An 11675-nucleotide genomic window follows, 5' to 3' on the forward strand; every position below is an offset into this window, starting at 1 on the left:
GAAGAGTTACTTTTAATAAAAAAACCCTAAGACGCTTTTATTCATTTACTGGTAATGAAAAAGAAAAGGTTGTTCCTTCACCGGGACGGCTGTTCACAGTAATGTCAGTATCGTGTAAATCCATGATTGATTTTACAATAGCCAAACCGATGCCGACACCGGTCTTGTTCGATCTTGCTTTATCTGTTTTGTAGAACCTCTTCCATATGTGTTCGAGTTGTTCTTCGCTAATTCCCTCACCTTGATCTTTAATTTTGATATGGACATGATTTGAATGTTTTTCTAAAAAGATTTTGATAACCGATTTGTCAGGTGAGATTTGAATCGCATTTTGTACGAGATTGATTAGAGCCTGTTCAATCCGATCTTGATCAGCAAAGACGATAATTTCTTGATGATCGGGGGTGATCTGGATTTCCATTTCTTTAGCAGCCAAGTGTGGTTCTAGTTTCACAGCAAGCATTTGTAATTGTTTTGTTAGATTATATTGGTTCGGCACAATCTTTACCTGACCTGCTTCTAACCGAGTCATATCTAGAGTATCATTGACTAATTTGATCATTCGTTCTGTTTCATCTTTCATCAATAAGTAGTAATGTTCCCTTCGTTTTTCAGGAATGGTACCGTCAAGCAACGCAATTAAAAACCCTTTTATCGAAGTTAGTGGAGAGCGTAAGTCGTGAGAAACATTGGCAATAAACGTTTTACGAGTTTCTTCTAAGTTGTTCAGCTCAGCAGCCATATGGTTAAATGTTTCTCCGAGTTGACCGATTTCGTCACGCGTTTTCACATCGACCGATTGTGTAAAATCACCTTTGGCAAATTGCAAGGCGCTGTTATTCATTTCTTGTAAGGGTGCAGTGATTTTCTTTGAAATAAACCAAAGGAAAATGCCTGTTACGGCAATAATGATCGTAAATGTAATGAAAATCATAAAGACGATTTGTTGGTATTCGTGGTCTAGATCATGAAAAACCATCACCATCACAAGTTGATTGTCGTGGTGATCTGTTAGTGGTGACGCTATGAAATAGCCTAAAACGCCATCGGTCCAACCACCGTTCGTAATCATCTCTCCTTTGGCAGCAGCTCGTATCCACTCCTGGTCAATGTGCTTTTCTTGAATGACAGTCTGATTAGGAGTATAGATTTTTTCCCCTAGGGAGTTAAAGATATATATGCTAAAATCTTTTTGACTTAAAGATGGTTGAAGGGAGGCAGCTGCTTCTTGTTCGTCCCACTGAAACCGTTCCATTGCTTCAAAGTGATTCGTAACTTGATCGTAATGATGAAAGTATGTTTCTTCATAATCGCTATAAAGATTAATATGAAAAAGCCAAAGAAAGACTAATCCGAACAACAAGAACGATAGAAGGATGATCAACGCATAACTAAAAAATAACTTTGTGAAAATCTTTTTTGTTTTAATCATTCTTTTATTTCCTCAAATCGATAGCCTATTCCACGAACTGTCGTTATGGACCATTGAGAAGAATAGGAGTTTAATTTATCTCTTACACGTTTAATATGAACATCAATCGTTCTGGGATCACCATCGAAGTCATACCCCCAGACACGATCTAATAATTGTTGTCTTGAGAGGACTTGATTTGGATTAGAAGCAAAGAAATAGAGTAATTCGATTTCCTTCGGTGGCATTTTTACTTCTTCCTTACTTATGAAAACTTTATACTCCTGCATGTTCATCGCTAAATTAGAGAAGGTTACATCTTCTTTGTACACTTCTGAAGATTTGGTCCGTCTTAAAGCCGCCTTCACTCTAGCGCACAGCTCATGTGGGTCAAAGGGTTTTACAATATAATCATCTGCACCAAGCTCTAACCCTTTCACGATATCGTAGCTTTCCCCTTTGCCAGTAAGCATAAGGATCGGTATATTTTTATCTTCTATTCGGATGGTTTTACAAACTTCCCACCCATCGACTTTCGGCAACATTAAATCTAAAATAATACAGTCTGGACGTTCTTTAAAATACATCTCTAGTCCCGATTCACCATCGTAGGCAGCTACCGATTGAAATCCCATTTTCACCATATACAAATCAATGAGTTCGGTAATATTTGGATCATCTTCTATCGTTAAAATTTTGATTAAACTGTTCATAACGCAATCCTTCCTCACTTGTACTCGTTCGTTCTTAGTATGCGTAAAAGCCTGTCCGATATGGAAAAGCTAATCCCTAGTTTTACACAAAAATATGAATAGAGTGTTAACGCTGTGGAAATATTTTTTGTTAACGTTATGTTCATATTAAGATATTAAAATCGCAATTGCACGTTCGGAAAACGTTGTCTGAACGTTGGTTAAAAATCGTAGGAAAGAGGATGGAAATGAGAAAGTTAGCTACGTTTGCGTCAAATCGTAAAGGCGTTTGGTTGATTTTATTAGTCTGGGTGTTGGTTGCTGGGTTATTAAGTATGGCTCCTTCTGCGAATGACTACACCGTAAATACAGGAGAAAATGATTTACCAAAGGATGTACAATCAGTCATTGCTAGTGAAAAGCTGAATGAATATTTCCCTGATGAGGGTGGTCTTTTAGCATTACTTGTTTTTCAAAATCAAACAGAGTGGAATGAAGGTAATGTTGCTGAAGTTGATCAAGTCAGCCGGTGGTTAGATGAAGAGACTGAATTCACAACCATTGACTCAGTTGTTCCGTTTCACCAGTTTCCTGATCAGGTAAAAGAGATGTTTGCTTCTGAAGATGGCTCAACGATTGTATTACCAGTTGTGCTGTTTGAAAATCTTGAAATGGCTGATATTCATGATACAGTAAGTGGGATAGAGGAATACGGTCAAACTGTGTTAGAAAGTGGGACACTACTGGTTACTGGTCCTGCAGGAATTGCTTCTGATACAATTGCGATCTTTTCTAATGCTGATCTAGTTTTATTATTTTCTACTATTATTTTGGTTCTGATCTTGCTCATTGTGATTTATCGTTCACCATTGCTAGCTATTATTCCTTTAGTTGCAGTTGCGTTTACGTATCAAATCGTTGATCGTGTATTAGGGTTATTCGCAGCAAATGGAGTGTTTGGAATAGAATCACAATCGTTATCGATCGTAATGATTTTATTGTTTGGTGCAACGATCGATTATAGCCTGTTTGTTTTTTCACGCTTTAGAGAGCAACTAAGAGTTAGAGAAGATAAGCACAAAGCAATGGAAGAGGCTGTAAAAGGAGTCGCGGAACCAATTATTTTTAGTGGTGGAACAGTGTTTGCAGCGATGCTTGTTTTGCTTCTTGCTCAATATGGACCGTACCAAAACTTTGCACCTGTTTTTGCGATTACCATTGCGATCGTGTTACTTGCTGGGATCACACTAGTTCCTGCTTTATTTACGCTTGTAGGACGTCGTTCTTTCTGGCCATTTATTCCAAAGGTTGGGGAGAAGACGTTGGAGAAAAATCGTTTTTGGGGTAAAATAGGTTCATTTGTGACAAATAAGCCTTTAGTTGCTGGAGGTTTAGTGCTTGTTTTTCTACTTATTAATGCAACAAACCTTGGTAATATTCAATATTCTTTTAACATCATTCAATCTTTTCCAGAGGATATGAATTCTCGTGTTGGGTTTGAACAGATCGAAGACCGTTTTCCTGCGGGGGAACTTGCACCAACGACGGTGTTAATCGAGAACAAGGATGGATTTGTATTATCTGAAGAAGAAATCATATCACTTGAAAATCTGAATCAGGAGTTAGTACAATTAGACGGAGTGAGTTCTACAACATTGCCGGATCGAGAGGGAATTGAAGCAGGTGGTGGTCATGGAAATCGCTTGTTAAGTGAATCAGAGCAAGCCTTAAAGTTTGATCTCATTCTTTCGATGAATCCATACGAACAACAATCTCTTGATCTTCTAGACTATTTATCCACTGGAAAAGATGAGTTGTTAGAGAACAGTGGATTAGGTAGTGAGCAATATACATTGCATTTTGCTGGAGAAACAGCAAAATCGGCCGATATTCGAGCAATTAGTGATCGGGATACATGGGTTGTAGCTAGTGTTGTGACTCTTGTTATTTTTATCATGTTAATCTTTCATACCCGTTCTGTGGTCGCACCGATTTATATGATGACGACAATTTTAATTTCGTTTGCTTCGGCCTTGGGATTTAGTTGGTTTTTCTTTGAGCATGTTTTTGGTTTCGAAGGGATGAGTTATCGAATTCCGTTATACGCATTTGTTTTCTTAGTAGCACTTGGGGTCGATTACAATATCATGTTAATTTCTCGTATTCGTGAAGAAAATCGCAAGTTTACTATAAAAGAAGCAACACGACGTGGTGTAGCATTAACAGGTGGAGTAATTTCGTCTGCTGGTTTACTATTAGCAGCTACTTTTGCTGTCTTGATGACACAGCCGATCTTAGAGTTATTTATGTTCGGTTTTATCGTTTCGGTTGGAATTATTATGGATGCCTTCCTCATTCGTGGAATGCTTGTCCCAGCGATCGTTACACTATTAAAACAATGGAATTGGTGGCCTAGTAAAAAACAGATTCATAAATCAAGGGAGGTATCATAATGAACAGATCTAAATTATTATTACGTTTTTCAGCTATTTATGCCGTGATTGGTGTTTATATTGGTTCACATATGGCAGGGGCAGGTTCTCATTTGTTCCGTCCTATTCATACACACATATTAGTTGTTGGGTGGTTGTCTTTATTTGCCTTTGCTTCCTTTTATGCACTATATGCCATCCCTAAACAATCTAAACTGGCAATATTTCATGTTTGGAGTTCAATATTAGGGACATTTGGCCTTACTGCTGGAATGTATCTGTATTATTTTAATCCTGAGTGGATATCAGAAACATTTTCTCTAATCTTTTTCATCGTTGGTGGTTCCATCTTAATGATAGGTTTTGTCGTGTTTGCAGTGATGACGTTTGTTTTTGGTAACAAGATCGTGGACAAAGAGTGAGAAAAGACAATTTAAGTTAGACTAGCAGAAAGCACAGACTGTTCAAGTGAGTCTGTGTTTTTTCGTGCTCCAAACCGGATAAAAGAGCACTGCGGCCACTCATTACATTTGTAACTACTCTGTATATCCTTGGATCAAGTAAGCTAATAGTAATAAGACGTACGAGGAGGGGATTTTATGGCAGTGGTGCAGATGAAAAATGTGGTGAAGCGTTACGGCTCACAGTTAGTTCTAGATAATGTGGAGGTGAAAATTCGTGAAGGAGAAATCCTTGGCTTATTAGGTCCAAATGGAGCAGGGAAAACGACATTCATTCATGCTTTAGCAGGGATGATCGGTTTTGATTCTGGAGAGGTGAAAGTATTTGGCAAGGAACTCCGATCAAATATGATGGAAATCAAACGGCAGATTGGTCTAGTAACACAGGATATTACTGTATTTACTGATCTGAGTGCTAGAGAAAATCTGGAGTTTTTCGGTGGTATCTATGGACTCAAGGGAGAAAAATTGAAAAACCGGATAGACGAAACTTTAGCATTTGTTGGCCTCACAGAGCATGCCCGTAAGCTTCCTACGAAATTTTCTGGAGGGATGCAGAGGAGGCTCAATATTGCTTGTGCGCTTGTACATCAACCTAAGTTCTTAATTATGGATGAACCGACAGTGGGGATTGACCCACAATCGCGCAATCATATTTTAGAAACAATACGCAAATTGAATGAGCAAGGCACCACCATTCTTTATACTACGCACTATATGGAGGAAGTTCAAAATCTCGCTTCGCGTGTCGTGATCATGGATCAGGGACATGTCATTGCCGATGGGACGATCAGCGAGCTAGTGAGCAAAATCCAGCATGAAGAAAAAATTAAGATGGAGGTAGTGGAGCCAACAGATTTGCTTTTAGAAAAGCTTCGTAAGCTAGAAGGGGTAAAAAGAGTAACCTTAAATGGTAAGGAAATACAGATCATTTCCCAAGTAGGCGCGGGGAGTCTGGATCGTGCTTTATCCATCGCCAAGGATTTTGGTGGAATCCATTTTGTTTCTGCAGAAAAGCCAACCTTGGAGGATGTATTCTTAACCCTAACAGGGAAACGCCTCCGTGATGGTGGGGAGGAGTAAACGATGATTCTAAGATCAAGCTATTATATTTTTCGCCGTATGCTGCGCAATTATATTGGCATGGCGATCCTGATATTGCTCCCCGTAGCATTAATTACTGTATTAGGTCTAATCGCCGACGATGCCGTAAATGGATCTCTCGGCATCCCGGTGAAGGATGAAGTTGCGATCACGATGATGCTTGCCTTCCTTTTGTTCGGTGGATTTTATACGATGGAGTATGTAAAAGGGGATCTGATGTCTTCTATGAAATGGCGAGTGTATGCCTTGCCTTATCGTCCTCATCATCACGCTTATGCCATTTTAATTACTAGTTCACTTTTTAATGTACTGCAGAGCTTTGTGGTTGTCATATATACATTCTTTTTCTATGATGTTAACTGGGGAAATTTGGGTTTTGTGCTTTTTACCTTGTTGGTCGTCTCAACCGTTAGTCAATTCGTATTTATTACCTTTGTGTTAGGGGTGAAAAATTACAAAACGGCAGAACGGTTAGGAACTGGATTTGGTTTGGCTTGCTTAATGGTCGCAGAGGTGTGGTTCCTATTGCCTGATGGTGTATTCTTTGAATTTCTATCCACGTACAGTAATCCCTTTTCCTTGGGGCAAAACATGATTTATGCCAACATTACAGGGCAAAACTGGGATCAAGCAATCATCAGTTTCTTCATCTTACTTGGCTTCTCCATCGTACTAGCAATCGTTGCTTCGTTATTAGGAAGGAGGGAGCTTGAATGACGGTATTTAGCTTTGTATTTAAACGGTTTTTTCGTAAAAAATCAAATAGTATCTTTTTGCTCGTTCTCCCGGTTGGGGCCATCTTTCTTCCAATAGGAGAATGGCCTCCCTTGCCACTTGGATTTCACTACTATGGAATCATCTTAATGTTTATTGCTTCAAAGCTTGGAGGCATCATCCTAGAGGATCGAGTTAATAAGACGCTATTACGGCTCAGTGTGGCGCCGATCAGTCATTTTCAGTACTTGTGGCAAAATTTATTAGCCTATACCGTTATATTGACTGCTGTTAATCTAGTGTTTGTCATGTTAGGGGTGCTCGTTCACGGAGACAGCTTACCTTCACCGGGGATATTATTCCTCATTTACACTGTCTATTCCATGACCGCGTTAGGATTTTCCTTAGCATGGTATTCGTTATTCCGGAACAAGGAGGCGGCTTTTAGCATTTTAGGTGGCATTATTATTATTATGGCAATGCTTGGAGGAATCATGTGGCCGGTAGAGATTATGCCTGAATCTTTTCAACGTGCCGTGATGTTATTGCCAACCTATTGGATAGCAGAAGCAACGATCCTTGTGGCCTATGGTGCACCGATCGATGAACTCCTCACTCCGGTAGTCGTCATGCTCTTTTTCTGTATCGCGTTCATTTTATTAGGTAGCAGAAGAAGACTCGCATAGAATCATACACATAAAAAATGGAGCTGTTTAATGATTTTTCCTATTATTTTGGTACGATAGAGGTATGATGATAAGGACGTGAGCATGAATGAATAACAAATGGGAAAAATGGACTCCAAAGTCAGCAATGATGATTTGGCGTACACTTGGATTACTTCTACTTAGTTTGCTATGGCTATACGACGGTGGCAACGAAGGTGGAGTAATCCTTCTGTTGTTTCTTGCAATCATGACATTGGCTCGTTGGCGCTTTCAACTGCCGGGGTGGACCACTCTCATCGACCAGGCAGTATGTGTAATAGCTGTTCTTTTTATTCCCTTTGCAGCCTATGCTTTGGCGTTGCCTGTATTTGAAAGTATGTATAAGAAGCAGCTTTGGTTTAGTTTGCCAACGGTCATTTTTGCCGTCTTTCACCCAGAAACAACGATCTTTCTTATTGCGGTCTTTATTCAAGCAGGCTTGTCTGGGGCCATTCTTGGTGGATGGTACCATGATATGAAACGATATCAGAAGGAATCTGACCAGCAAAGACGGGATCGTTACGAATTAGAAAATGTAAAAGAAGAACTCCTTTTATCTAGTGTGCAAGGGGCGAGAATGGCCGAGCTAACAGAAAGAAACCGAATCGCTCAGCAGCTCCATGATGATGTTGGCCACGAACTAACAGCATCCGTCCTTGCCTTGCAAGCATTTGAGGAACTTTGGAAACAAGGAGATCCTGAAGCAAAAGAAATGTTTTCTCAACTGCAGCAACGGCTCTCCAGAAGTGCCGTCTACTTACGGGAAACCGTACATAACTTAAAACCTGTAAAAGAACTTGGGATAGAGGGGCTTCAAGAAATCAGTGACCAATTTAGCCTATGTCCGGTTAACTTTCATGTTTATGGCGATACGTCTAAAGTTCCTGCCCACTTGTGGGGGATCCTCTATCCGACTTTAAAAGAGGCCTTAACGAATATTATTCGACATGCCGTACCAACCCGAGTAGAAATATCCTTAGATATCAGCCTTCATATTTTGAGGTTATCTGTCTATAACGACGGGATTGAAAAAGGAGAAGGTCAAGGAACGGGTGTAGGCTTGAGAAACCTTCGTCACCGGGCTAAAGCGGTGAGAGGCAGTATATCTGTTGATACTGCTAATGGCTTTTTGTTAATCTGTGTTCTTCCCTTAGAGAATGAGAATAAAGGAGGTGCCATCTATGAAAATTTTGATCGTTGACGATGACCCGTTGGTATGTAAGAGCTTAAAAGTTCTTCTCTCGCGTGAAGAGGACATCGATGTTATAGGGACTGCTCATAATGGTGCCGAAGCGATTAGTGCTTGTCGGATAGAAGTACCGTCCATTGTTTTGATGGATATCCAAATGCCTGTTATGGATGGCATTCAGGCAACAAGGCAAATCAAGGCAGAATGGCCACACGTGCAGGTTATGATGCTAACAACTTTTAAAGATGAAAAGAATATTCGTCTTGCTATTCTAGCAGGAGCCGTTGGGTATTTAATTAAAACAACAGAGGTCTCCAGCATGGCACAGAAACTACGGGCAATAGTAACTGGCTCCACTGTTTTGGATGCAGATGTACTAAGAATACTTACCAATCCTGTCGAAAGGGAGGAGATAGAGCAGTTAACCCCACGCGAAAAGGACATTGCCTCACTAGTTTCCCAAGGTCTTTCCAACAGGGAAATAGCCGAACAACTCTATATTAGCGAAGGCACGGTTCGCAACACCTTGTCTGTCATTTTAGAAAAATTACAGCTTCGCGATAGAACGCAGTTAGCGATTTATTATTTGAAAAGATAAGTGTATAAAAGAACAAAGCATTTCGTGGAAACAAAAGAGTGATAAAACAGTCAGGATCTCAAATAAAAAGACCGTCTCATGGACGATCTGATTATAGGACATATCAAAAATTGAGAAGATGAATTGGGGTTTTTCTTTTGAAATTAAGATTCATTTTTCCATGTTTCCTACTAACCTACTCGCTTTTTCTACTAAGCTTATGGGAAAGAGACATTATGGCCCAAATAGCAGTCGGAAGTGTGATCGCTCCAATTATCATAAATGCTAATAAGCGAAATACACTGCCTAAGTCAGCAACAACTAGTATACTTGCAGCAACTAAGACGAGAAAAAGGATTGGGAACGTTTTTGTTAGATTGGCTAAATCTCTTCGTCCTTCTGCTCTCCACTTATTGGTGTATACGGCAGTTACAGTCCATGACATTGGAATGGTGATCGCAGTGAGGATGACAGCCATTACAGCTAGTGTCAATTGTAACGAATCTGAACTTAGTAATGTTCCAAGCCAAATGAGCGAGGTTATAAAAACCAATGAAATGGCCGTCCATTTCATGGAACTCCCTAAGTTATCGTGCTTTTCAACCACCGTCTCACGATCGCTGTAAATGGGCTTCGTGCCAGGTGCTGCGCGAAATAAGTGAATATTTCCTTGAGATGTAATATGCGTCCATCCAGAAGCAGAAAAGAAGTCTAGATATTCGTCGACATCCTCTTTTTTTAATGAGCGATAATCAACACTATAGATATAATCTGAGCTTGGTCCTTTTTCGAGTGTATACCCCATAAACTTAAAGGAGCTGACATGCCAACCTTTTAAAGAAAATCGGCGTAATTTTTCCATATCCTTATCCTCAGCAAAAGCTAACCCACCTGACATAACATATTTACTTTGTCTCATCCTTCCTCCTCCTTCTTTAATCCCTCTTCTGCTAAGAGAATCATTTGTTTTCTTAGCTTCACAGCATCTTCCAATACTTCTCTTCCTTTTTCAGTAAGCAGATATGTTTTACGTCTTGAATCCGTTCCATCATGCAAATAAATCCACTCTTGTTTTAATAACTTTTTAATAATCGTATACATGGAAGCAGGGCCAATTGAGATTGCGCCATTTGTTGCCTCTTCAATTAAGCTCATAATAGCGTAACCATGCCTCGGTTTCGTTAAAGCAGCCATAATATAGAACATTGAATCTGTTAATTGCTCTGTTGATTTCAACGTAGTACCTCACCTTCTATATGACGATCAAAATATATCATAAAGTGATATATATCCAAATATAATATATCATTATGTGATACTTATGTCTATAGATATATCACAATTTGATACATTAGTCGTTTTTGAAAGTGAACAAAGACAAGTTTGATGGGATCGCAAGTAGTTGTTATATACATGTATCAGAGCATCGATGGGGGGCGAATGGCTAGTTTATGTCTTATGGTGAAAACCAGTTTAATAAATAGCACTCATTTAGAAAAAAATAATATAGGAAGATTTATGTTGACGTGAAACCAAAAGGTGTTATATCATTCAATGTGAAACCAAAAGGTGTTATGTATTCATCGTATAAAGGAGAAATGAAAATGGAAACATTACAAGATATTAAACAAACAGTTATATTTGAAGCACCTATCCAAAAAGTATGGGATACGGTATCAACTTCTGAAGGGATTGCATCGTGGTTTATGCCAAATGATTTTAAACCTGAAATTGGACATGAGTTCCATGTACAATCTCCATTTGGTCCATCTCCATGTAAAGTGCTAGAAGTGGATGAGCCGAACAAGATTTCATTTTCATGGGATACAGATGGCTGGGTCGTTTCTTTTCTATTAAAAGACTTGGATGGAAAAACGGAGTTTACCCTTATCCATGGTGGCTGGAAATCACCAGATACGGTTCTTCCAAAAGCGAACGAGAAAAGCTCTGTTATTCGTGAGAGAATGGATAATGGATGGGTTGGGATTGTTAATGAACAACTTCGAAAGGCAGTTGAAGGATAAATGGGAGCAGCAAAGCATGATGTATTTCAAGCTATTGCTGATCCAACTAGAAGAGAAGTACTGCGATTGCTTGCCAACAAAGACTTAGCTATCTCAGAAATAACATCTCATTTTCCAATTAGTCGTACAGCCATAGCAAAACATCTTCATATCCTATCAGAAGCAAATTTAGTCAGTGGGAGAAAAGTAGGTAGAGAAAAAATTTATCAATTGCAGCCTGAACCATTAACAGAAGTCAAACAATGGCTAGCTTATTACGAGCAATTTTGGAATAACAAGTTAGCGATGCTTAAACATATAGTTGAAAATGATGATGAAAATACATTTCCAGGTATAAAAAAAGACCGTGAATAATGTGTGATGT

13 protein-coding genes are annotated in these 11675 nt (G+C 39.3%); 9 read left to right on the top strand and 4 right to left on the bottom strand.

Features of this window, described 5'->3' with window-relative positions; all coding sequences use genetic code 11:
• Window positions 1-37: 37 nt before the first annotated feature.
• A complete protein-coding gene (locus AC1FXZ_RS11000) occupies window positions 38-1432 on the bottom strand; it encodes a sensor histidine kinase (RefSeq protein ID WP_480053494.1) in 1395 nt (464 codons plus the stop codon).
• Entirely contained in the window at window positions 1429-2124 is a 696-nt protein-coding gene (locus tag AC1FXZ_RS11005) for a response regulator transcription factor (protein ID WP_480053496.1), read from the bottom strand. The genes AC1FXZ_RS11000 and AC1FXZ_RS11005 overlap by 4 nt, the downstream gene beginning before the upstream one ends.
• Window positions 2125-2351: 227 nt before the next feature.
• Between AC1FXZ_RS11005 and AC1FXZ_RS11010 the strand changes: the two genes are divergently transcribed.
• The 7 genes from AC1FXZ_RS11010 to AC1FXZ_RS11040 all read left to right on the top strand — a co-directional run bounded on the left by AC1FXZ_RS11010 (window position 2352) and on the right by AC1FXZ_RS11040 (window position 9308).
• Window positions 2352-4556, top strand: a complete 2205-nt coding sequence (locus AC1FXZ_RS11010; RefSeq protein ID WP_480053498.1) for an MMPL family transporter — start codon at window positions 2352-2354, stop codon at window positions 4554-4556.
• A complete protein-coding gene (locus AC1FXZ_RS11015; RefSeq protein ID WP_480053500.1) occupies window positions 4556-4957 on the top strand; it encodes a hypothetical protein in 402 nt (133 codons plus the stop codon). The genes AC1FXZ_RS11010 and AC1FXZ_RS11015 overlap by 1 nt, the downstream gene beginning before the upstream one ends.
• 177 nt (window positions 4958-5134) lie before the next feature.
• Window positions 5135-6079, top strand: coding sequence for an ABC transporter ATP-binding protein (locus AC1FXZ_RS11020; protein ID WP_480053502.1), 945 nt, complete (start codon window positions 5135-5137; stop codon window positions 6077-6079).
• A gap of 3 nt (window positions 6080-6082) precedes the next feature.
• Entirely contained in the window at window positions 6083-6817 is a 735-nt protein-coding gene (locus tag AC1FXZ_RS11025; protein ID WP_480053504.1) for an ABC transporter permease, read from the top strand.
• Window positions 6814-7500: an ABC transporter permease gene (locus AC1FXZ_RS11030; protein WP_480053506.1), complete on the top strand. Its 687-nt coding sequence runs from the start codon at window positions 6814-6816 to the stop codon at window positions 7498-7500. Before AC1FXZ_RS11025 ends, AC1FXZ_RS11030 begins: the two co-directional genes overlap by 4 nt.
• Before the next feature lie 88 nt (window positions 7501-7588).
• Window positions 7589-8722, top strand: coding sequence for a sensor histidine kinase (locus AC1FXZ_RS11035; protein ID WP_480053508.1), 1134 nt, complete (start codon window positions 7589-7591; stop codon window positions 8720-8722).
• Entirely contained in the window at window positions 8703-9308 is a 606-nt protein-coding gene (locus AC1FXZ_RS11040) for a response regulator (RefSeq protein ID WP_480053510.1), read from the top strand. The genes AC1FXZ_RS11035 and AC1FXZ_RS11040 overlap by 20 nt, the downstream gene beginning before the upstream one ends.
• Window positions 9309-9483: 175 nt before the next feature.
• On the opposite strand, the gene AC1FXZ_RS11045 is transcribed toward AC1FXZ_RS11040, so the two are convergent.
• A complete protein-coding gene (locus AC1FXZ_RS11045; RefSeq protein WP_480053512.1) occupies window positions 9484-10206 on the bottom strand; it encodes a DUF2812 domain-containing protein in 723 nt (240 codons plus the stop codon).
• Window positions 10203-10523, bottom strand: a complete 321-nt coding sequence (locus AC1FXZ_RS11050) for a PadR family transcriptional regulator (RefSeq protein ID WP_480053514.1) — start codon at window positions 10521-10523, stop codon at window positions 10203-10205. Before AC1FXZ_RS11050 ends, AC1FXZ_RS11045 begins: the two co-directional genes overlap by 4 nt.
• Window positions 10524-10885: 362 nt before the next feature.
• Between AC1FXZ_RS11050 and AC1FXZ_RS11055 the strand changes: the two genes are divergently transcribed.
• Window positions 10886-11311 carry an SRPBCC family protein gene (locus AC1FXZ_RS11055; protein WP_480053688.1) on the top strand — a complete coding sequence of 142 codons (426 nt, stop codon included), beginning with the start codon at window positions 10886-10888 and terminating at the stop codon, window positions 11309-11311.
• Complete coding sequence (locus AC1FXZ_RS11060) at window positions 11312-11665, top strand: ArsR/SmtB family transcription factor (protein ID WP_480053516.1); 354 nt, start codon at window positions 11312-11314, stop codon at window positions 11663-11665.
• Window positions 11666-11675: the final 10 nt, after the last annotated feature.

The organism is Halalkalibacter sp. HAAS-P014 (assembly GCF_056619965.1).